Genomic DNA, 20,187 nt, shown 5'->3' with positions numbered 1-20,187 from the left:
CTAGCCGATTGGGGTCCAACCGGATGGTCCGCTCGAGCCGGCCGGATAATCCTCGAGCGGAACCGTTCCGGCCCGCCAAGATTTGAGCACCGGCGCCACGATGCGCCAGCACTGCACGGCGACATCGCCGCGCACCGATAGGCTCGGATCGGCTTCGAGGATTCCCTCGAGGACTTCGCCGTAGGCCAAGAACTGACCGGGGCCGAAATCTGCGTCGAGGCTAACTCGATTGATGTCGTGCGGATCGCCGGGGCCGTTGATGTTGAGTTCGAGCGACATCTCGTCGGGCGCGAGCATGATGCGTAGGACGGTCGGCTGCTCAACACCGGTCAGCCCGTGCGGGATGTGAGGGACATGCTTGAAGGTCACGACGATCTCGCGGCGACGAGCCCCCAGCGCCTTACCAGAGCGCAACGTAAATGGAACGCCTTGCCACCGCCAGTTGTCGATCTCGAAGGTGACCTCGGCAAGGGTTTCGGCGCCATGCGTGGCAACGACCCCCGGCTCATCGAGATAATCAGGCAATTTGCGGCCGTCGATCGACCCAGCGGTGTAGCGACCACGGCGGCTTGATCGTTTCGATGACCCACCGCGTACGCGGGTCGCGCGCAGCACGATTGCCTTCGCATCGCGCAGATCGGCCGCATTGAGTGTCGCCGGGGGATCCATCGCCAACGTCGCCATGACCTGCAGGAGGTGGCTCTGGATCATGTCGACGAGGGCCCCAGCTCGGTCGTAGTAGCCGGCCCGACCTTCCAGCCCGAGTTGCTCGTCATAGACGATGTCGACCTTCTCGATGTGCTCGCAATTCCACATTGGTTCGAAAATCCGATTGGCAAAACGCAGGCCGAACAGGTTGAGCACGGTCGAGCGCCCGAGGAAGTGATCGACGCGATGGATCTGATCTTCGTCGACGAGCTGGGTCAATTGGGTGTTGAGTGCCGCAGCGGAGGCTTCGTCGGTGCCGAATGGTTTTTCCAGGGCCAGCTGGGTTCCGGCGGGCAATTCCAACCCGGTCAGCGCAGCACATACCTTGGTGGTGACCGAGGGCGGCAGCGCGAAATAGATCGCCGGTGTGCCCTCGCATTCGGCCAGTAGCCGCTCCATCTCGTCGGTTTTGGTCACATCGGCGCGGTGGTAAACCGTCGAGGCGAGTAGCCGTTTGATGGCGGGGCCCTTGGCCTCAGCGGTCGAGAACGACGACTTGACCTTGGCAATCCACTCGCTCGGCGAGACTTCCTCGGCGCCAGCGCCGATGAGCTGCAATTCACGCTCGGGCTGTGCGGTGAGGAGTTGCCCCACAGCCGGGAGCAGGAGCCTTGCGGCCATATCACCACTCGCGCCGAGCACGAGGAGCGTCGAAATCGAAGAACTCATATTTTCACCGTAACGGGCAGTATGAAAGGTATGCCGCTCAATATCGAAGATTATGCACTCATCAGTGACAGCCATACCGGCGCGCTCGTCGGCCGCGACGGCAGCATCGACTGGCTGTGTATGCCGCGCTACGACTCGGCCTCGATGTTTGGTGCATTGCTCGGCGATGCGGAGCATGGTCGTTGGAAACTGGCGCCCGAGGACGAGAGCGCGACCTGCAGCCGCGCTTACGTCGATGACACCTTCATTCTTCGGACTGTCTGGACCTGTGCAGCAGGTGAGGTCGAAGTCCGCGATGTGATGCCGCGCCGCGATGATCGTGCCGACGTTGTCCGAGTCGTACGGGGTATCTCCGGCGCTGTCCCGATGCGGCAGCAACTACGAATCAGATTTGGTTATGCCGAGGCGATGCCGTGGGTACGGCAGGTCGGTGATGATTCTGCGCCGGTGCTTGTCGCGATCGCCGGTCCCGACGCAATCGCCATGCGTGGGCCAAAACTTGAAGCCAACGACCACGGCCACGAATCGCACTTCACCGTCGCCGCCGGCGACACGGTCCATGTCCAGCTGACGTGGTTCAAGTCGTTCACCGACGTTCCCGAGCCAAATGACGTCGATGCTGCGTGCGAAGCCTCGGCAGCGTGGTGGAACGATTGGGCGGAGTGCTGTGAGCACGACGGCCCGTACGAACGCGAAGTTGTGCGCTCGATGCTGGTGCTGCGCGCCTTGAGTAATGAAACGACTGGTGGAATTGTCGCCGCCGCGACGACGTCGTTGCCTGAACATTTCGGTGGCGACCGCAACTGGGACTACCGATACGTATGGCTGCGTGATGCCGCCCTGACGTTGTCCTCGCTGCTCGGCCACGGGTATGTCGAGGAGGCGCAGGCCTGGCGCAACTGGCTGTTGCGTGCCGTGGCGGGGGACCCGGAGGACGTGCAGATTATGTACGGCATCGCCGGCGAGCGCGATCTGTTCGAGCGGGAGATTGGCTCGTTGCCCGGCTATCGTGGCGCGGCCCCGGTCCGGATTGGCAATGGTGCGGTTGGCCAGTTTCAGGCCGATGTGATCGGTGAAGTGATGGTGGCGCTGCACGAGGCGCGCCGCGCTGGTGTCGTTGAGACCGGCGATTCGTGGTCGTTGCAATGCCTCCTGCTTGCCTATCTCGAGGCGCATTGGGATACGCCGGACCAGGGCCTGTGGGAGATGCGTGGCGATCCGCGCGAGTTCACCCATTCGCGTGCGATGGTGTGGGCTGCATTCGACCGAGGAGTCCGGGCGATTGATGAGTTTGAGCTCGACGGCCCGCGCGAGCGGTGGGCCGACCTGCGCGACCGGGTCGCCGCGACGATCGAACAGAACGGCTTCAATGCGAAGCGAAACACGTACACGCAGTCTTTTGGCAGCTCCGAGGTCGATGCGTCGCTTCTCGTGCTCGCGCAGGTTGGCTACTGTGCGTACGACGACCCCCGCATGCTCGGTACGGTCGCGGTCCTTGAGTCCGACCTGCTCGAGCATGGCCTGCTGCTTCGTTATCGCACCGGGGGCGCTGCGGACGGGCTGGCGCCGGGTGAGAATGCCTTCCTTGCTTGCTCATTCTGGCTCGTCGAGCAGTATGCGAACAGCGGCCGAATGACCGACGCAACCGCGCTCATGGACCGGCTGGTCGGCTTTGCCAATGACGTGGGCCTGTTGTCGGAGGAGTACGACGTCGTTGGCGATCGTCAGGCGGGCAACACTCCGCAGGCGTTCTCACACCTGGCGCTCGTGAAGGCTGCGGACGCGATCCGCGCTAACAGGTGAACGGCTCAGAAACCGCCGACCGATAGGGTCGCGGGCATGAAGCTCCGGGGCCGACTTGCGAAATTTCTGATCACGGTGGGCATCGCATTCGCGGTGCTGGTCGGTGCGTTTGTCGTGTCGCCGTGGCCGAGCGCGCTCGTCGTGCGTGCATTCTTCGAGCATGGTGGCAAAGCCATGGCCGCCGAAATGCAGAAGCGGGTGCCGAGCAATGTTGCTGGCATTACCGACGAGTCTTATGGCTCGAACGACGACGAAACTCTCGATGTCTGGTTCCCCACCGGGACACAGGATCAACAGACGACCGTGCTGTGGGTGCATGGCGGTGGCTGGGTCGCTGGCGACAAAGCCGATGTCACGCCCTATCTGAAGATCCTCGCGGCCCGCGGCTTCACTGTCATCGGCATCAACTACTCGACCGCACCCGGCGCGAAGTATCCGACGCCGGTCCGCCAAACCAACGCCGCGCTGGCGCACGTGCTGAGCCAAGCCGAGCGCTATCACGTCGATCCCAAAAAAATCGTCCTCGCCGGTGACTCGGCCGGATCGCAAATCGCCGGGCAGGTGGCGATTGCCACGTCCGTTCCCGCATACGCCAAGCGACTTGGCCTGGATCCCGCAACGACTCAGCTGGCCGGGATGGTGCTCAACTGCGGAGCTTATGAGCCAGCGAAGCTCACGACGGCAAGCTCAGGAATTATCGGCTTCTTCGTACGCAAGGTGGTTGACTCCTACTTCCGCGCGGACGATTTGAGCGCGGCGTCGGTCACCGAGAACGCAACGGCGGCGTTCCCGCCGACCTGGATCTCCGGCGGCAACGATGATCCGCTGACGCCGCAGGGCCGAGCATTCGCCAAACGCCTCGATGAACTCGGCGTCCCAGTCCAGTCGCTGTTCTTCCCGGCCAATTACCGGCCAAAGCTCAAGCACGAATATCAATTCGTCCTCAAGGATGCGGCTGCTCAGCAGGCCCTCGAGGGGACAGTCGCGTTCCTCAAGGGGCTTTAGCCGAGCGGCTTTGAGCCGTTGATTCAGCTCTTCCGGTGCAGCACCGTGTCGCGTTTGGCTTCATCGACAGCAGTTTCGTATGCCGTAACAAGTCCTTGAATCGATAATGGTTTGAACCGTTCAATCATCGACTGAATGACTTCAGGCGGCTCGGTCGACTCACGCAAATGTGGCCATACCTGTTTGCGAAACACTTCGGTTAGTTCATTTGCGGCCGCGCGGCCATGCTCGGTGAAGATCTTCTGGGTGGCCAAGATAACGTCCATCGGTAGGCCGAGATCGACCAACTGCATACCGACCGCCAAATGGGCGCCGGCGACATTGAAGGTGTCGTCGGTCGGCGTCGGTTCGACGACACCAATTCCCACGAGGACTTCGATGTCGTCATCGCTGAGTTCGCGACCGGCACGGACTGCCAGCTCAGCGCGGTTGAGTGTCTCGGGCAAGTTCGGCATCCACGGCGCGAGGAGTGTCCGGTGGACCGCGACATCTTCGGGGCTGGCGTTCGCTGGGATGCGCTCGAGATATCCCTCGATCGCCGAGAGGGTGAAACCGTGTGCCTGGAGCTCGCGGACGAGTTCGAGGCGGGCGAGGTGGTCTGGCCCGTAATAGCCGTTGCGGCCTTCGCGGCGCGGCGCAGGTATGAGTCCGCGGCCCGCATAGAAGCGAACTGTGCGCACCGTCATGCCGACGCGCGCAGCCAACTGCTCCACGCTCATCGTTGCGGTCGGTGCGTCATTCATAGCGGAATCCTTTGATTTTTGCGTATCGTGGTGAGCAGCACCACATCCTGAGGCCTATTATGCTGACAGTACTAGTGTCACAATCAAGTTAGTGGCTCCATTTCCCAATCTCAGAGGACTATTGCAATGAGTGAGGCTTTCGTTTACGACGCCATCCGCACCCCCCGCGGCCGTGGCAAGAAGACCGGATCGCTCCACGAGGTCAAGCCGATCTCGTTGGTGACCGGATTGATCGATGAAATCCAGAAGCGCAATCCGACGCTTGATCCCAATGGGATTGACGATCTCATTCTTGGCTGTGTGACTCCGGTCGGTGATCAGGGCATGGACATCGCGAAGACCGCTGCCATCGCCGCTGGGCTGCCCGACACGGTTCCCGGTGTTCAGCTCAACCGTTTCTGCGCCTCAGGCCTCGACGCCGTCAATCAGGCAGCCAGCCGCGTGCGTTCGGGCTGGGAAGATCTCATCCTCGCCGGCGGCGTTGAGTCAATGAGCCGTGCCCCGATGGGCAGCGATGGTGGCGCCTGGGCAATGGATCCACAAACTGCATTCGATACCTCCTTTGTCCCGCAGGGAATCGGCGCCGACTTGGTCGCCACGATTGAGGGCTACAGCCGTACCGACGTTGACACCTTTGCCGCCGAGTCACAGGCTCGTGCCGCCAAGGCGATCGCCAATGGCTATTTCTCCAAGTCAGTCATCCCGGTCAAAGATGCCAGCGGACTGACGATCCTCGATCATGACGAGTTCGTTCGCGAGGGCACCACCGCAGAGAGCCTTTCGGGGTTGACGCCATCATTTGCGATGATCGGCGAGATGGGCGGATTCGACTCGGTAGCGCTGGAGAAGTACTACAGCGTCGAACGCATCAACCACGTTCACCATGCTGGCAACTCTTCAGGCATCGTCGACGGCGCAGCACTCGTCGCAATTGGCAATGCCGCAGCCGGCGAACGTCACGGTCTCACCCCACGCGCACGCATCGTCTCCGCAGCAGTTTCCGGTGCTGACCCGACGATCATGCTGACTGGCCCCGGTCCCGCCTGCTTCAAGGCACTCGACAAGGCCGGGCTCACCGTTGGCGACATCGACCTGCTTGAGATCAACGAGGCATTCGCCGCCGTGGCGATGCGTTTGATGAAGGATCTTGGCGGCTTCCCGCACGACCAGACCAACGTCAACGGTGGCTCGATTGCGATGGGCCACCCGCTGGGTGCGACCGGCGCGATGATCCTCGGCACCGTGATCGACGAGCTCGAACGGCGCGATCAGCGCTACGGCCTCGTCACGCTTTGCGTCGGCGGCGGTATGGGCATCGCCACCATCGTCGAACGCATCTGACCTCCCGTCGACCCACATCACAAGGACACACACATATGACAAGCACCACCGAAGCCGTGCGCTATGCGGCCGCCGACGGGATCGTCAACCTGATCCTCGACGACCCGAACCAGAGCGCCAACACGATGAATCAGGCATATGCCGACTCGATGGCCAAGGCCGTCAATCGGTTGGCCAACGAGGTGAAGGACAACCCCGACAGCATCAAGGGTGTCGTCATCACCTCAACCAAGAAGACCTTCTTCGCCGGTGGCGATCTGAAGCTCATGACTCAGGCCAAGCCTGAGGATGCTGAGCGGCTCTTCGCCGAGGTTGAAGGAATTAAGGCCACTCTGCGTCAGCTCGAGACGCTCGGCAAGCCCGTCGTTGCCGCTATCAATGGCGCTGCCCTCGGCGGCGGACTTGAGATCGCGCTCGCGACCCATCACCGGATCGCGGTGGACGGCCGTTATGAAATTGGCCTGCCCGAAGCAACCCTTGGCCTCCTGCCCGGCGGCGGTGGCGTCACCCGCACCGTCCGCATGTTCGGTATCGCCGATGCACTCATGAAGATCCTTCTGCAAGGGCAGCGGATGAAGCCGGCGCAGGCCAAAGAGCTCGGCCTCGTCGACGAACTCGTCGCCACTCAGGACGACCTTATGCCGGCGGCAAAAGCCTGGATCGAAGCCAATGCCGACAATGAAGAAGCGTGCACCAAGCCTTGGGATCGCAAGGGTTACCGGATCCCCGGTGGCTCGCCGTCGACGCCGGCGTTCGCGGCGAACTTGCCCGCGTTCCCAGCCAATCTGCGCAAGCAGGTCAAGGGCGCTGACTACAAGGCGCCGCGCAGCATCATGAGCGCTGCCGTCGAGGGTGCCCAGGTCGACTTCGACACCGCCTCGCGGATCGAATCGCGCTACCTCATCGCGCTGATCATTGGTCAGCAGTTCAAGAACATGACGCAGGCGTTCTTCTTCGATCTCGGTGCCATCAACGCTGGCGGATCACGCCCGGCCGGTATCGAGAAGAAGAAGTTCACCAAGGTTGCTGTTCTCGGCGCGGGCATGATGGGCGCAGGTATCGCCTACGTCTCGGCCAAGGCAGGTATGGATGTCGTCCTCAAGGACATCAGTCTTGAAGCTGCCGAAAAGGGCAAGGCTTACAGCGAGAAGCTGCTCGACAAGCAACTTGCCAAAGGCCGCCTCACCGAAGATGCCAAGGCCGCATTCCTCGCGAAGATCAAGCCGACCGACGACTACGCCGATCTGGCGGGCTGCGACATCGTCGTTGAGGCCGTCTTTGAATCGGTCGAGCTCAAGCACTCGGTGTTCGCTGAGCTCGAGCCGCACGTCAACGCGGATGCGCTGTTGGGCTCCAACACGTCGACGCTGCCGATCACCGAATTGGCCGAAGGCGTCAGCCGCCCGGACGACTTCATCGGTATCCACTTCTTCTCGCCGGTCGACAAGATGCCGCTGGTCGAGATCATCGCTGGTAAGAAGACGAACGACACGACGATCGCGCATGCGCTCGACTATGTCCAGGCCATCAAGAAGACCCCGATCGTCGTTAATGACAGTCGCGGTTTCTTCACCAGCCGAGTCATCGGAAAGTTCATCAACGAGGGTCTTGGCATGCTGGCCGAGGGCGTCGATCCAATGGCGATCGATCGCGCTGCGACTCAGTCGGGTTATCCGACCGGCCCGATCCAAATAAGTGACGAGCTGAACCTCGAACTGATGAAGAAGATCCGGATCGCGTCGCAGGCTGGCGTTGAGGCTGAGGGCGGCACCTGGACGCCGGATCCCTCTGAGCAGGTCGTCAACACGATGACCGAGTTGGGCCGTTCCGGCCGTCTCGTCGGTAAGGGCTTTTTCGATTATGACGAAGCGGGCAAGCGGACTGGCCTGTGGCCGGGTCTGGCTGAGAAGTTCCCCGCTGCGGACGAGCAGCCCGAATTCCAGGATCTCAAGGACCGGCAGGTCTTCGTGATGTCGCTGGATACGGTTCGCTGCTTGGAAGAAAATGTCCTGCGTACGGTTGCTGATGCCAACATCGGCTCCATCTTCGGCATCGGCTTCCCGCCCTTGCTCGGTGGTGCGTTGCAGTACATCAACGGCTACGAAGCACCCGACGGCCGCATCGGTGTCGAGGCTTTCGTCGAGCGGACTCAGGAGCTCGCTGCCAAGTATGGCGAGCGTTTCGAACCGCCCGCGCTGCTCCTCGACAAAGCAAAGAACGGCGAACTGTTTGTCTGAATAGTTCGATAGTCAACTGAACATGAGTGGGGCCACGGTCAATGACCGTGGCCCCACTCATTGTCTTGGCATGAGCAAAATTGACCCTGGTCGCCCTTGTGGACTAGAAATAAGGGGACGCCAGAAGCCGACTATTACCTGGTACGGCATGTAGGCGTGCAACTTTTCTTCAAGGAGCCCCATGCATCGCAAACTCATTTCCGCCGGTATCGGTACTTCGGCATTGCTTCTCGTTCTGGCGGCCTGCGGCGGCTCGGGCGGCTCCGGCGACAGCGACGCGCTCGTCGGAACAGGTAGCGGTGCAGATTGCAAGATCAGCGAACCCGTTCCTGTCGCGGCAGCGTTCAGCCTTACCGGCGCTGCGGCTCAATATGGCGCTGGTCAAAAGAATGCGCTCAAGCTCGCGGTCGACCAGATCAATGCGGACGGCGGCGTCACTTATAAACTCAAGGTCGAGGACGACCAGACCGATCCCAAGCAGGGCATCCAGCTGTTCGAGAAATTCGTCAACGACAAGTCGAGTGTCATCATCGGCCCTACCCTGTCGAATGCTGCAATGCAGACCGATCCGGTTGCCCAGGACGGTAAGACTCCGGTTGTTGGCGTATCGAACACGGCCGAGGGTGTCACCGCGCTCGGTGACTATGTCTTCCGTGTGTCGCTCACCGAAGGTGCGGTAATCCCGCAGACGATCAAGGCCGCAAAAGACAAGCTCGGTCTAAAGCACGTCGTTGTGATGTACAGCAACGACGATGCATTTACCGAATCGGGCTACAAGGCTATGGCCGCCGCGCTGAAGAAGGATGGTGTCAAGGTTGATCAGACGCTGACCTTCTCCAAATCTGACACGGACTTCCACGCAATCTTAGACAAGGTCAAGAAGCAACAGCCAGATGCGATCGTCGTTTCGGCCCTGATTGACGCGGCGGTTCCGCTGGTCACTCAGGCTCGCGAACTAGGCATCACCGTTCCGATCGTGGGTGGCAATGGCTTCAACTCGCCCGCGCTGATCAAGGGCGCCAGCAAGGCCGCCGACGGTGTGATCGTCGGTGCAGCGTGGAACTCCGCTTCGGACAACCCGCAGAACCAGAAGTTCCTGACTGACTACAAGGCGAAGTACAACGCCGAGCCCGATCAGTTTGCCGCCCAGGCATATGCCGGGATGCAGGCGGTCAACGATGCTGTCCGCAAGGATTGCGACGGCAGTCGTGAAGCGATCAAGAAGAACTTGTCGAACGTTAAAGATCTGCCCACCGTGCTCGGTGACCTGAGCATTGATTCGAATCGTGATGCTGTGCAGCAGGCACTGGTTCAAGTCATCAAGAACGGCAAGTTCGCCATCTTGAAATAATTCGAATGACCATGTTGTGCGCCGTCGCTCCCCGAGAGCGCGGCGCACAACGCATGACAGGGGACCGGAATGCAGCAACTGTTGGATGGCGTATTTCTGGGCTCGATCTATGCCCTGTTCGCGGTCGGTTACACCTTGGTCTTCGGGGTGCTTGATCGGCTCAACCTCGCGCACGCGGCGGTTTTTTCCGCCGGCGCACTGATCGGCATCGAGGTCGTGACCCGGTTGGGTATCTCGATCTGGTTGGCAGTGCCGATCGTCATGGTGGTCGGCGCAATATTAGGACTGATCATCGAACGGGTGGCGTTCCGGCCGCTCAATTCGCGGCCTGACGCACATTTCGCTGGCCTGATCTCCTCGATTGCCCTTGGTGCGATCTTCGTGGCATTGCTTCAGGCGCGCTACGGCCCGGACACGACCCGATTCCCGCCCGACGCGTTCCCGAAGAAACGGTTCGAGTTCAACGGCGCCACCATCTCTTTGTTGCAGTTGCTGATTTTGATCATCAGTGTCGGCCTGGTCGTCCTACTGACCTGGCTCGTGGCCCATTCCAAGCTCGGACTTGGTATGCGTACGATCGCCGAAAATCCGCATGCCGCAGCGGTCCTAGGCATCAACGTCAACCGGGTTACCGCGGTAACGTTCGCGATCTCGTCGGCTTTGGGCGCCGCGGCCGGCGTGCTTTTCACCCTTAACGTCAACTCCGCCCAACTTGGCACTGGGCACGCGGTCGAATTGAAAGGGCTGGCGATCATCATCGTCGGTGGATTGGGTTCGTTGCCGGGTGCTTTGGTCGGTGGCCTAGCGCTCGGCTTAGCCGAGGTCTACGCCGTCAACTACGTCGGCAGTTCTTGGCGCGACATGGTGGCGTTCGGATTGCTGTTCGCTGTGCTGGTGATCCGTCCGCAGGGACTCTTTGGCGCGAAGAAAACACGAGAGGTCTGACATGACTCAGTACTCCTCGCTCATCACCTTGATCGCTTTGGCCGCGATCCTCGCGTTCAGCTTTTACGCGGTCCTGCTCGCTGGCCAACTGAGTCTCGCGCAACTGGGCATTGCCTCGTTGGCGGCATTCACCTCGACGCTCGTTGTCCCCGATGAACCGTTGTGGGGATTCGTGCCGCCGCTGCTCGTTGCCATCATTTTTGGCATGATCGTTGGGATGGTTGCGGCCTATATTCTCGGTTTGCCACTGACTCGATTGCGTGGCGTATTCCTTGCCATCGCAACGCTCGCCTTCGCCGAGATGGTGCGTATCTTCTTGATCAATCAATCGTGGACGCACGGCGCGCAAGGATTGTCCTTTCCCAAACTTGTCGGACCCGGGATCGCCTGGATTGTGCTGGCAGTTGTCACGTTCTGGTTTTGGCGTCTTGCCGGCTCACGGTTGGGCCGCGCCTTCGATGCGATCCGCGAGGATGAACTTGCGGCAACTTCGATGGGAATCAATGTCGAGCGGCATCGGATGTATTCCTTCGTCATCGCTGGCGCACTGGCGGGTCTGTATGGCGTACTGCTCGCCTACTTCAGTCGTTTCGCAGACCCCAATGAATTTTCCTTCACCGCCGCAGTCGACGGACTCGTGAGCGCTGTCGTCGGTGGCATCGCACTGTTCATTGGACCGGTTCTGGGTGCCGCTTTCCTCACGGTCTTGCCCGAACTGCAACGCTCATTGGGCATCGATGCGAGCTGGGTGCGACCATTTATCTCCGGAGTGCTGCTGCTTGGAGTGATCCTTTTTGTGCCAGGTGGCCTTGCCGGGTTGATCCCGCGGCGACGGTCAGCAAAGCGCACTGTCGGCGTCGGTGAATTGCCTTCACTCGACGACTTACCGGCGCGTGGCACTCAGCTGGTGACGGTACGCGGATTCAGCAAGTCATACGGTGGCGTAGCTGCCGTCCGCTCAGTTGACCTCGAATTGGAAGCCGGTCAGATTGTCGGCCTGATCGGCCCGAACGGCGCCGGTAAGACGACGCTAATCAACATGATCACGGGTGTGACCAAGCCGAGCTCGGGGACCGCCGAAGTCCTTGGTCATAGGCTGCCAAGCAGAACCAAGGCACATGTACTTGCCGCTGCCGGCGTCGCCCGAACCTTCCAACAAATCAAACTGTTCGGCCAATTATCGGCGCTTGAAAACGTCCTCGTGGGTGCCTATCGCGTGTCCCGAGGCACACTGTTGCGGCGACTCCTGTTCCTCCCCTCGGCACGCCACCAGGAACGCCAGACAATTGCGCTGGCATCCGCGCAGTTGGCGCGCGTGGGACTCGACGACAAAGCCGGCACGCCAGCTGGGGAATTGTCCTATGGGGACCAGCGACGGCTTGAAATCGCTCGCGCCCTGGCCGCTCATCCAAGCGTGCTTGTGCTGGATGAGCCGGCCGCAGGAATGAACCGGGTCGAGGCCGCCAAACTGGCCGAGCTCATCCGCTCCCTTGCACGCGATGGTCTGGGGGTCTTGGTCATCGAACACAACGTCCGAATGATGCTGGAAACCTGCGACCGTATCATCGTTCTGAACTTCGGTGAAGTTATCGCCGATGGTGTCCCGGCCGAAATCGCCAGAGACCCTGCAGTGCTGGAGGCCTATTTGGGATCAAGCGGTTCGGATGACTCGACAACTGCTCTGGCGGTCGAGGAATTGACTGCCGCGGCCGATCATTCGACCACGGCCGGAACGGAGGACCAGCGATGAGCGAACCGTGTCTGATGATCGACGGACTTCAAGTCAATTACGGCCACGTCGACGCGGTGCGCAATGTGTCCTTCGAGGTGCCGACGGGTTCCGTTGTCACACTTGTGGGGGCAAACGGTGCCGGCAAGACCTCGATCCTGAACGCTGTGTCAGGGCTGCTTCGCCCGCGCCGTGGCCGCATTGTCTTCAACGGCAAGGATGTTACGAAGTGGCCCGCGCACCGTATGGTCGAGGCCGGACTCGTGCAGGTTCCCGAAGGACGAGAGATTCTTGGGACACTCAGCGTCGCCGACAACCTTGAACTGGGGGGATGGCATCGGCACAAGTCCCGTCGGGCCAGCATCGAGCGAATGTACGAGCGCTTTCCAGTGTTGGCCGAGCGACGAAAATTGCAGGCCGGTTCGCTGTCCGGTGGAGAACAGCAAATGCTCGCGATTGCTCGTGCGTTGATTGCCGAGCCGACCGTCTTGCTTCTGGACGAACCATCAATGGGGCTTGCGCCAAAAATTGTCGATGAGGTGTTCGAGGTCATTTCGCAGATCCGAACGACCGGTACGACCGTTGTCCTCGTTGAGCAGAATGCACGCCGGGCACTAGCTGCCGCCGATTTCGGCTATGTGCTGGAGACCGGTGAGATCACCCACTCGGGTCCTGCGCAGGAGTTGCTGCTCGACGAACGAGTTATCGAGGCTTACCTCGGCCTCGAATAGGAGATCAACCAGGCTCAGGGCCGGGCCCAGCCGAGGCGGCTTCGCTGCTCCTTGTTGAGCGTCGAGACGACCAGATCGTAGGAGTCCTCGACCAGCTCAAGGAGTAGCTGCTCGGGCAGATCGCCGTCGAGTCGTACGCCGTTCCAATGCCGCTTGTTGAAGTGATAGGCGGTGGTGATCTCAGGGTGCTCAAGGCGCAACTGGATCGCAATGTCCGGCTCGCATTTGAGACTCATCGACAGCGGCGTGTTCGCCTGACTGCACAGCGCAAATATCTTGGCCGGGTGGCGTGCCCCGGAGACGTCAGCGCCGACCTTGAAGACGCTTGATTCGGGCCCGAACGGGAAGCCCTCGAAACTGCCGGGGAACTCCAGACAGTGCGTGCGGAGCGCATTGAAATCCATGACGTCAGCCTAAACGGTTGTTGCGACGTGTCCTGAGCGTGGAACAAAGGTAAGCCTAAGTTAGGCTAACCTTTGTTCCGTCAATCATACGACGAATGAGCAAGCGCAGGAGGCGAATCCGAACGTTGACTCTTGACCTCGCGGCGCCGGCGATTCCAGCCGAACAGCAACCTCAAAGTCGACGTGGCCGCACGCTCGTCGCTGGCCTAGTTGCGCTGACGGCCCTCCTCTTCATCACCGCGATTGCCAGCATCATGCTCGGATCGCGCGGCGTCACCCCCGCAACGATCGTCGACGCATTCGGACATTACGATCCGAATTCCACCGCGCAAGCCGTCATTCGCGACATGCGCGTTCCGCGTACGCTGCTTGGCATCTTCGTCGGTGCTGCGTTGGGTTTGAGCGGGGCGCTGTTGCAGGGAGTGACCCGCAATCCGCTCGCCGATCCGGGCATCATGGGGATCAACTCTGGCGCGGCGGCATTTGTCGTATTGGGTATTTCGGTCTTCGGTATCCGCAGTGCTGGCGGCTATGTCTGGCTGGCGCTGCTGGGCGCTGCTTGCGCGACCGTCGTGGTCTATTCGATTGCTTCGCTGGGCCGAGAGGGCGCCACTCCGGTCAAACTCGCACTCGCCGGAGCCGCAATCACGGCCGCGTTTTCGTCGATTACAGCGGGCATCCTGATGACCAATCTCGAGGCGCTCAACGAGATGCGGTTCTGGCAGGTGGGATCGCTCGCCGGTCGGTATCTGCCGATATTCTGGCAAGTCCTGCCGTTCCTCGTCATCGGTGGCGTGTTGGCGCTGGCCTGTGGTCGTTCGCTCAATGGTCTGGCACTCGGCGAGGACACGGCCCGGGCGCTCGGACAACGTGTCGGCCTGACCCGGGCGATGGTCTTCATCGCGGTTGCAATCTTGTGTGGCGCGGCCACTGCGGCCTGTGGCCCGATCGTGTTCATTGGCCTGATCGTGCCGCATCTGGCACGGATGATCTGCGGCCCCGACTACCACTGGATTCTGCCCTATTCATTGCTGCTGACGCCGATCCTGTTCCTCGCTGCCGACATCGCTGGCCGATTGCTGCTGTGCCCCGGCGAGCTGGAAGTCGGCGTTGTCCTCGGCATCATCGGTGCGCCGGCGTTTGTCGCTCTTGTCCGCTATCGCAATCTCGCGGAGTTGTGATGGTGTCGCCCGATCTACGCTCCCGGCGGCTGCGACGTCGCCATCGGACCATACGCGTCTGGCTGACGCTCGCAACGATTGCTGCGGCACTATTCGTCTTGGCCATGATGGTCGGCAATTACTTCGTCTCGGCGCTCGATGTCGTCGGTTCCATCACGCAGCTGGGCAATAACTCAGCGGTCGACTTCATCGTCCAGGACCTGCGTCTGCCGCGCGCGCTCGCGGCCGTGAGCGTGGGTCTTGCGCTCGGCGTCTCCGGCACGATCTTTCAACAATTGCTTGCCAATCCGTTGGCTTCGCCGGACTTCATTGGCATTTCCTCGGGCGCGAGTCTTGCCGCAGTGGTCGGGATCGTGGTGCTCCACGCCGGTGGCCTGACCATCTCGATGCTGGCGCTGGTCGGGGCATTCGTCAGCGCCCTAGTCATCTATCTCGCTGCTTGGCGGGACGGGATCAGCGGTTACCGACTGATCTTGGTCGGCATCGGCGTTTCTCAGTTTATGCTTTCGATTGTCACCTATCTGCTCGCGCGTGCTGATCTGTATGACGCCCGTGAGGCGATGCGTTGGCTGGTCGGATCAATCGGCCAGTCTGGTGCGGTTGAACTGCGTATGTTGATCGGCGCCCTCATCGTCCTGCTGCCGGTTGCACTCCTGTTGAGCCGGCCACTCGGCGTACTTGAACTGGGCGATGACACGGCGCGAGCGCTGGGTTCGCGCGTCGAGTTGTCTCGGCTGGGACTCATCGCGGTCTCGGTCGCGTTGTTGGCATTTGCCACCGCAGTCGCCGGCCCAATCGTGTTCGTGGCGCTGGTGGCGGGACCGATCGCGCGGCGCTTGCTCGGGCCAGCCGGCGGTGGGATCTTGGCGGCAGCGCTCGTCGGCGCAATCGTCGTACTCGGCGCTGATTTCATCGCGCAGCACGTGCTGCCGGCCAGCCTGCCGACCGGTGTCGTCACTGGCGCGGTCGGCGCGCCATACCTGATGTGGATTCTTGCCACCGTCAACCGGGAAGGACGCGGCGGATGACCGCTTCAACAACAACCAGACTCAGTACCAAGGATTTAGCCCTCGGCTACGCGGACGCTGACATCGTGACTGGGCTTGACGTTGGAATTCCCGATGGGAAGATCACCGTGATCGTGGGTGCCAATGCCTGCGGCAAATCCACCCTGCTGCGCGGGCTGGCACGCCTGCTCAAACCGCGCCGCGGTGCGGTCTATCTCGACGGCCGCGCGATCCACACGATGAAAACCCATGACGTGGCGACCGTGCTTGGATTGTTGCCGCAGTCACCGGTTGCGCCGGACGGAATTACGGTCGCCGACCTGGTCGGGCGCGGTCGCTATCCGCATCAGGGCTGGTTCCGCCAGTGGAGTGATGCGGACGATCAGGCGGTGGCCCAGGCGTTGGCGCTGACCGGGACCTCGGACCTTGTCGACCGGCGGATCAACGAACTCTCGGGAGGTCAACGGCAGCGGGTCTGGGTCGCGATGGCGCTCGCGCAGGACACGGATTTGTTGTTGCTCGATGAGCCGACGACGTTCCTCGACATCAATTATCAAGTCGAGTTGCTGGACCTGCTGACTGACCTCAATCGGGTGTCGGGCAAGACGATCGTTATCGTGCTGCACGATCTCAATCTCGCCTGTCGCTATGCCGATCACATCATCGCGATGAAGCGCGGCTCGATCATCGTTGAAGGCTCACCGACCGACGTTATCGATGCCGCAGTCATCACCGAGGTGTTCGGCTTGTCCTGCAATGTCTGTCCCGATCCGATCAGCGGCACGCCGATGGTCGTGCCGCGTGGGCGGCATCATTGCGCCGTGTCGGTTTGAGATTCAGCCCAGCGCCTGGGTCACGGCTTGGGCAATCGGCGCGTTCCATACTGGTCCGTGCCCCGGGAGCAGCGTGTCTGCGGAATACCCCGACAGCAGACGAAGCGAGTCGATGTTCTCCGATAGGGCGTGATGGAACATCTCCTCGAGCAGTTGCGGCCCGGTCCACCGCGAAATGGCATGGCCGGTGACGAGCGCGTCGCTGGTCGCTATCGCACCAACTGTGGGCACGTAATAACAGGTATGGCCGCCAGCAACGCAGCGCCACATCCTTACGCGAGGCCTGTTCGAGGTAGTCGCGTTGCGCATGCTCGGCCTCCTGGGTGGAGGTGAGCACCGGTGCATCAACGACATTCAGGAGTTTTGGCAGCACGCCGATGTGGTCGACGTGCGCATGGGTAATCAGGATCGCCGCGATTTGTTCAGGCCGGAAGTTGATCGCATTGATCGACGTCAGCACGTCGTCGAAATCGCCCGGGTAGCCGGCGTCGATCAGCGTGAGTTGGTCGTCCTCGGTGAGGAGTACCCAGTTGGCGGCATGACCGCTGACGAGAAACGTGCCGTCGGTGACCTGACTGACAAGCGGTGGCATGACTCAATGATAAAGATTGGGCCGGATTCGAGCCAGACCCAAGGATGCCCCGACAGCCATCAACAGTTGTCCACATTTCTGGGAAGTGTCTTGTTCTTGTCAGATGTTATCTCTCAGGACATGGGTGACAGTTCTGCATCAGGACATCGGTGACGGTTGATGTGTCAGGACTTCGGTGACACTCCCGGGTTCTTCGGGCGGGTTCCGGGGCGTCTGCCGTTGCCGACGTAGGTCACTCCGGGGGCGGGGCGGGTGCGCTCGGCCAAGATCTCGCCTTGCAGGTTGGTGATGGTGATCTTGTCGCCGGCCTGATTACCGTCGCTGATGACGAGGACCTGCTCGAACCTGTGGCTCACGTCGACTTTGTAGAACACCCTGTCAACGTGGACGGTGCCCGACGTGTTCACCGTTCGGATACGCGTGTCGGCGGGAAGATCGGCTGGCGGCTTCGGTCGGGGACGTAAGGCAGGGGTCGAGGGCTCGTAGACGGGCCGGTCCTGCTTCGGACGGGGCGGCTCGGCTTTGGGAGTCGCCTCCCACGCAGTCAACGGCGTGACACGTCCAGGCAGCCCCTGGTGAGGACGCTCGATGTTGTAGATGTGGTCGAAGGCGTCGACCTGGGCTTGCAGTTCGGTCAGCGACTCGGCGATCGGCTGCTTGTCCAGGTAACGGAACAGGGTCTGATGGAAGCGCTCGTTCTTGCCCTGAGTAGTCGGTTTGTAGGGCTTGCCGGTGATCGCCTCAGTGCCCAGCGCGGCAACATGCGCGACGAGCTGACCGACAACCCCTCGGCGCGACGGGTTCAGTGCGAGCCCGTTGTCAGACAGCAGTCGTTGCGGCACACCGTGGGCAGCGATGGCCTTGTCGACCACGATGATCGCGTCCTTGGCGGTCTCACCGGCCGCGACGTGGGACGCGACCGCATAGCGGGAGTGGCCGTCGATGAGTTGGAAGATCACACACTTACGTCCGCCGCTCAGCACATACTCGGTGGCGTCGAGCTGCCAGCACGCGTTCGGTGCCGGATAGACGAAACGCCGCCATGCCGAGCGGGGTTTCTTCTTCGGCTCAAGACGCGCTACACCTACTTCGCGGAAGATCCGTGCCAGTGATGCCGTGGAGGGGACCGGGTCCAGGCCCATCGTGTGCATCTTGTCGTGCACGCTGATCGGCCCATGATCCAGACCCGAGGCCTCCAGAGCCGCGCGCACTGCCACAGCCTGTTCCTTGACCTCATCGGTCAGCTTCGAGGGGCTCGCCCGCGGACGCCTGGACTTGGGCTCGAGCACCGCGGCCGGCCCCTCGGCCTTCGCGCGCTTGCGCAGTTCGTAGAACGACTTGCGCGAGATGCCGTGCTCGGCACAGAACGTCGACACTGCCCCGCGCGGCGCGTCATCGGGCCACTGCGCGATTGCGAGACGGACACGAGGATCGATGGGTTCACTAGTAGCCATCTCCCAACCCTCAAGGCTGAAGTGTCACCACCAAGACCAACCAAACCGTCACCGATGTCCTGAGAGATAACACTTGTTCTTGTCAGACCTGACAAGTAGTATCGAACATATGTTCGATAGAATGTTTTAGTGGCGGATTCGGGGTGAATCAGTGATGGCGGATGCAGTGTTGATCGACCGGTTGGTCGCACGCCAGAGCACAGCGTTCGTCGCTGAGTGTGCCCAGGTTATGGACATGCTGGTCTTCGTTGCTGACGCCCGCAGCCACGGCGAGATGATCGGTGGCCATGGCCGCACGGTTGGCCAGAAAGTTGGCCAGTTGGAGGCCGAGGCCGCGGTACACGAGTTGTCGCTCGCGCTACTGATCCCGGTCGGCGTCCTGCAGCGGCTGCTCGCGGCCGCCCGCTACGCCCGCGCCCGGCTGCCGCACGTCTGGGACGGGTGGGCCCGTGGCCATCTTGGTGCCGGCCATGTCGGGCTGATCGTGGCCACCGCTGGCCGGCTCGAACGCCCCGACTCAATCACTCGTTTGGACGTCATGGTTGTGGACATCGCCAGCAGCCGGACGTTGGAGCAGTTGCGTCGCTGGCTGGCCCGTTTCGTCGACCGGATCGAACCAGATCTCGCCGAACAGCGACACCGCCAAGCCCGCCGCGAACGCCGTGTCCACCTGGAAGTCGGCGACGACGGCATGAGTTGGCTAATGGCCCTGCTGCCCTCAACCGAAGCCGCAGCGATCGACCACCGCATCGAACAAACCGCCCGCACACAACCAACTGCCGGACGGACACACTCCCAACAGCGCGCGGACGCGCTCAGCAGCCTGCTCCTCGGCGACACAACCGCCACGGGCACCACCAGCCCAACCAATCGGGCACGAATCGATATCGGTGTCGTTGTCCCGATCCAATCAGTCATGGGCTTATCCGATGCGCCCGGTGAACTGATCGACCGGTCCGCATCCGTCCCCGCCAGCTACATCCGCGATCTTGCCATCCAGCCCGGCACCCTGTTCTGGCGACTCCTCACCGACAAGACCGGCAAACTACTCGACGTAACCCGTGTTGGCAGGTTCGCCACCGGCGACCTGGGCATGGCGATCCGGTTCCGCGACGGCACCAGCGTCTTCCCCACCTCAACCGTTCCGGCCAGCGACTGCGACACCGACCACACCACCGCGCATCCGGCCCCGACCACCGCATCGAACCTCGGTGCCCTACATCGACGAGCCCACCGACTCAAAACCGCCGGAACATTATCGGTCACCCAAACCGAACCCGGCACCTTCGACTGGACCACCAGCACCGGCCACCACTACCAACGATCCCCCGACCCACTCCCCGTCCAACCCTGGCACCCCGACCCCTGGTTCACCCCAGAATTCATCACCCACACCGAACACGACATCACCCACGGCATCACCGCCTAAACCCGCAGGACCTGCTGATTCGCAC

Annotated in this window: 17 protein-coding genes; 12 read left to right on the top strand and 5 right to left on the bottom strand. The window is 61.6% G+C overall.

The features are described from left to right. Complete coding sequence (locus tag AC2YB9_RS17460; RefSeq protein ID WP_487266638.1) at nucleotides 1-1,377, bottom strand: glucose-6-phosphate dehydrogenase; 1,377 nt, start codon at nucleotides 1,375-1,377, stop codon at nucleotides 1-3. Between the two features lie 30 nt (nucleotides 1,378-1,407). On the opposite strand from AC2YB9_RS17460, the gene AC2YB9_RS17455 reads away from it, so the two are divergent. After that, nucleotides 1,408-3,180, top strand: a complete 1,773-nt coding sequence (locus tag AC2YB9_RS17455; RefSeq protein WP_487266637.1) for a glycoside hydrolase family 15 protein — start codon at nucleotides 1,408-1,410, stop codon at nucleotides 3,178-3,180. Nucleotides 3,181-3,216: 36 nt separating this feature from the next. Continuing rightward, nucleotides 3,217-4,185 carry an alpha/beta hydrolase gene (locus tag AC2YB9_RS17450; protein ID WP_487266636.1) on the top strand — a complete coding sequence of 323 codons (969 nt, stop codon included), beginning with the start codon at nucleotides 3,217-3,219 and terminating at the stop codon, nucleotides 4,183-4,185. 23 nt (nucleotides 4,186-4,208) lie between these two features. Here AC2YB9_RS17450 and AC2YB9_RS17445 read toward each other — a convergent pair whose 3' ends face one another. Beyond that, nucleotides 4,209-4,928, bottom strand: coding sequence for a MerR family transcriptional regulator (locus tag AC2YB9_RS17445; protein ID WP_487266635.1), 720 nt, complete (start codon nucleotides 4,926-4,928; stop codon nucleotides 4,209-4,211). 126 nt (nucleotides 4,929-5,054) lie between these two features. Between AC2YB9_RS17445 and AC2YB9_RS17440 the strand changes: the two genes are divergently transcribed. The 6 genes from AC2YB9_RS17440 (at nucleotide 5,055) to AC2YB9_RS17415 (ending at nucleotide 13,262) form a co-directional block, all read left to right on the top strand. Then, a complete protein-coding gene (locus tag AC2YB9_RS17440) occupies nucleotides 5,055-6,269 on the top strand; it encodes an acetyl-CoA C-acetyltransferase (protein ID WP_487266634.1) in 1,215 nt (404 codons plus the stop codon). Between the two features lie 35 nt (nucleotides 6,270-6,304). Further along, complete coding sequence (locus AC2YB9_RS17435; RefSeq protein WP_487266633.1) at nucleotides 6,305-8,506, top strand: 3-hydroxyacyl-CoA dehydrogenase NAD-binding domain-containing protein; 2,202 nt, start codon at nucleotides 6,305-6,307, stop codon at nucleotides 8,504-8,506. Nucleotides 8,507-8,687: 181 nt separating this feature from the next. Next, the gene (locus AC2YB9_RS17430) at nucleotides 8,688-9,857 is read left to right on the top strand and encodes an ABC transporter substrate-binding protein (protein WP_487266632.1); all 1,170 of its coding nucleotides are present in this window, start codon (nucleotides 8,688-8,690) and stop codon (nucleotides 9,855-9,857) included. Nucleotides 9,858-9,926: 69 nt separating this feature from the next. Continuing rightward, complete coding sequence (locus AC2YB9_RS17425; protein WP_487266631.1) at nucleotides 9,927-10,802, top strand: branched-chain amino acid ABC transporter permease; 876 nt, start codon at nucleotides 9,927-9,929, stop codon at nucleotides 10,800-10,802. Between the two features lies 1 nt (nucleotide 10,803). Further along, complete coding sequence (locus AC2YB9_RS17420) at nucleotides 10,804-12,552, top strand: branched-chain amino acid ABC transporter ATP-binding protein/permease (protein ID WP_487266630.1); 1,749 nt, start codon at nucleotides 10,804-10,806, stop codon at nucleotides 12,550-12,552. Next, nucleotides 12,549-13,262, top strand: coding sequence for an ABC transporter ATP-binding protein (locus tag AC2YB9_RS17415; RefSeq protein WP_487266629.1), 714 nt, complete (start codon nucleotides 12,549-12,551; stop codon nucleotides 13,260-13,262). The genes AC2YB9_RS17420 and AC2YB9_RS17415 overlap by 4 nt, the downstream gene beginning before the upstream one ends. A 14-nt stretch (nucleotides 13,263-13,276) precedes the next feature. On the opposite strand, the gene AC2YB9_RS17410 is transcribed toward AC2YB9_RS17415, so the two are convergent. Beyond that, nucleotides 13,277-13,666, bottom strand: a complete 390-nt coding sequence (locus AC2YB9_RS17410; protein ID WP_487266628.1) for an MmcQ/YjbR family DNA-binding protein — start codon at nucleotides 13,664-13,666, stop codon at nucleotides 13,277-13,279. Between the two features lie 95 nt (nucleotides 13,667-13,761). On the opposite strand from AC2YB9_RS17410, the gene AC2YB9_RS17405 reads away from it, so the two are divergent. Genes AC2YB9_RS17405 through AC2YB9_RS17395 form a run of 3 tightly spaced genes read left to right on the top strand, consistent with a single transcriptional unit; the run spans nucleotide 13,762 to nucleotide 16,687 of the window. Beyond that, entirely contained in the window at nucleotides 13,762-14,847 is a 1,086-nt protein-coding gene (locus tag AC2YB9_RS17405; RefSeq protein WP_487266627.1) for a FecCD family ABC transporter permease, read from the top strand. Next, nucleotides 14,847-15,875, top strand: coding sequence for a FecCD family ABC transporter permease (locus AC2YB9_RS17400; RefSeq protein ID WP_487266626.1), 1,029 nt, complete (start codon nucleotides 14,847-14,849; stop codon nucleotides 15,873-15,875). Before AC2YB9_RS17405 ends, AC2YB9_RS17400 begins: the two co-directional genes overlap by 1 nt. Next, nucleotides 15,872-16,687: an ABC transporter ATP-binding protein gene (locus AC2YB9_RS17395; protein WP_487266625.1), complete on the top strand. Its 816-nt coding sequence runs from the start codon at nucleotides 15,872-15,874 to the stop codon at nucleotides 16,685-16,687. The genes AC2YB9_RS17400 and AC2YB9_RS17395 overlap by 4 nt, the downstream gene beginning before the upstream one ends. Here the strand turns inward: AC2YB9_RS17395 and AC2YB9_RS17390 are convergent. Together AC2YB9_RS17390 and AC2YB9_RS17385 are read right to left on the bottom strand one after the other, a co-directional pair. Next, nucleotides 16,629-17,279, bottom strand: a complete 651-nt coding sequence (locus tag AC2YB9_RS17390; RefSeq protein WP_487266624.1) for an MBL fold metallo-hydrolase — start codon at nucleotides 17,277-17,279, stop codon at nucleotides 16,629-16,631. The two genes, AC2YB9_RS17395 and AC2YB9_RS17390, sit on opposite strands and share 59 nt — an antisense overlap. A 164-nt stretch (nucleotides 17,280-17,443) precedes the next feature. Next, complete coding sequence (locus AC2YB9_RS17385; RefSeq protein WP_487266623.1) at nucleotides 17,444-18,733, bottom strand: integrase core domain-containing protein; 1,290 nt, start codon at nucleotides 18,731-18,733, stop codon at nucleotides 17,444-17,446. A gap of 154 nt (nucleotides 18,734-18,887) precedes the next feature. Between AC2YB9_RS17385 and AC2YB9_RS17380 the strand changes: the two genes are divergently transcribed. Beyond that, the gene (locus AC2YB9_RS17380; RefSeq protein WP_487266622.1) at nucleotides 18,888-20,162 is read left to right on the top strand and encodes a DUF222 domain-containing protein; all 1,275 of its coding nucleotides are present in this window, start codon (nucleotides 18,888-18,890) and stop codon (nucleotides 20,160-20,162) included. Nucleotides 20,163-20,187 lie beyond the last annotated feature (25 nt).

The sequence above is a fragment of the Aeromicrobium changchenzhani genome (assembly GCF_057586615.1).
This window is presented reverse-complemented; position numbering and strand designations above follow the sequence as displayed.

Bases quoted from the DNA above. Each gene is read 5' to 3' on its own strand.
- AC2YB9_RS17460 (WP_487266638.1), bottom strand. From the start codon at position 1,377: ATGAGTTCTTCGATTTCGACGCTCCTCGTGCTCGGCGCGAGTGGTGAT.
- AC2YB9_RS17455 (WP_487266637.1), top strand. From the start codon at position 1,408: ATGCCGCTCAATATCGAAGATTATGCACTCATCAGTGACAGCCATACC.
- AC2YB9_RS17450 (WP_487266636.1), top strand. From the start codon at position 3,217: ATGAAGCTCCGGGGCCGACTTGCGAAATTTCTGATCACGGTGGGCATC.
- AC2YB9_RS17445 (WP_487266635.1), bottom strand. From the start codon at position 4,928: ATGAATGACGCACCGACCGCAACGATGAGCGTGGAGCAGTTGGCTGCG.
- AC2YB9_RS17440 (WP_487266634.1), top strand. From the start codon at position 5,055: ATGAGTGAGGCTTTCGTTTACGACGCCATCCGCACCCCCCGCGGCCGT.
- AC2YB9_RS17435 (WP_487266633.1), top strand. From the start codon at position 6,305: ATGACAAGCACCACCGAAGCCGTGCGCTATGCGGCCGCCGACGGGATC.
- AC2YB9_RS17430 (WP_487266632.1), top strand. From the start codon at position 8,688: ATGCATCGCAAACTCATTTCCGCCGGTATCGGTACTTCGGCATTGCTT.
- AC2YB9_RS17425 (WP_487266631.1), top strand. From the start codon at position 9,927: ATGCAGCAACTGTTGGATGGCGTATTTCTGGGCTCGATCTATGCCCTG.
- AC2YB9_RS17420 (WP_487266630.1), top strand. From the start codon at position 10,804: ATGACTCAGTACTCCTCGCTCATCACCTTGATCGCTTTGGCCGCGATC.
- AC2YB9_RS17415 (WP_487266629.1), top strand. From the start codon at position 12,549: ATGAGCGAACCGTGTCTGATGATCGACGGACTTCAAGTCAATTACGGC.
- AC2YB9_RS17410 (WP_487266628.1), bottom strand. From the start codon at position 13,666: ATGGATTTCAATGCGCTCCGCACGCACTGTCTGGAGTTCCCCGGCAGT.
- AC2YB9_RS17405 (WP_487266627.1), top strand. From the start codon at position 13,762: ATGAGCAAGCGCAGGAGGCGAATCCGAACGTTGACTCTTGACCTCGCG.
- AC2YB9_RS17400 (WP_487266626.1), top strand. From the start codon at position 14,847: ATGGTGTCGCCCGATCTACGCTCCCGGCGGCTGCGACGTCGCCATCGG.
- AC2YB9_RS17395 (WP_487266625.1), top strand. From the start codon at position 15,872: ATGACCGCTTCAACAACAACCAGACTCAGTACCAAGGATTTAGCCCTC.
- AC2YB9_RS17390 (WP_487266624.1), bottom strand. From the start codon at position 17,279: ATGCCACCGCTTGTCAGTCAGGTCACCGACGGCACGTTTCTCGTCAGC.
- AC2YB9_RS17385 (WP_487266623.1), bottom strand. From the start codon at position 18,733: ATGGCTACTAGTGAACCCATCGATCCTCGTGTCCGTCTCGCAATCGCG.
- AC2YB9_RS17380 (WP_487266622.1), top strand. From the start codon at position 18,888: ATGGCGGATGCAGTGTTGATCGACCGGTTGGTCGCACGCCAGAGCACA.